1 protein-coding gene and 1 pseudogene are annotated in these 274 nt (G+C 34.7%); one reads left to right on the top strand and one right to left on the bottom strand.

The window, feature by feature from the left end:
• Positions 1–131 (top strand): annotated as a pseudogene (locus tag KVT11_RS21630) (DUF3139 domain-containing protein); the annotation flags it as partial.
• Between the two features lie 25 nt (positions 132–156).
• Here the strand turns inward: KVT11_RS21630 and KVT11_RS19865 are convergent.
• A partial coding sequence (locus KVT11_RS19865; RefSeq protein WP_217609148.1) for an ATP-binding protein occupies positions 157–274 on the bottom strand: 118 nt, incomplete at its 5' end.

The following is a 274-nucleotide window of genomic DNA, read 5'->3' as shown; positions in this document are numbered from 1 at the left end:
AAAACGGTGCAGAAGCATGCGTTGACTTTAAGAAAGATAAAAAATCAGATTATTCATACGGTATGAATAATGAAGGAAAAGCTTATCAATATAGTTGCAGTAATGGGAAATGTATTTTTAAAGAAAAATAGTGTTAGAAGGTTCCCCCTTCTAACACTATTTCTCTTCATGATTCGGAATACGTACAATAAATTCCGTACCACTGCCTTCCTCACTCTCGACTTTTATTTCTCCTTGATGAAGGTCGAGTACTTTTTTTACGATAGCCAAACCT

The sequence above is a fragment of the Bacillus sp. GbtcB10 genome (genome assembly GCF_019091365.1).
GTDB lineage: Bacteria > Bacillota > Bacilli > Bacillales > Bacillaceae > Bacillus > Bacillus altitudinis.
Note: the sequence above shows the minus strand (reverse complement) of the source record. Positions and strands in the feature narration are given on the sequence as shown.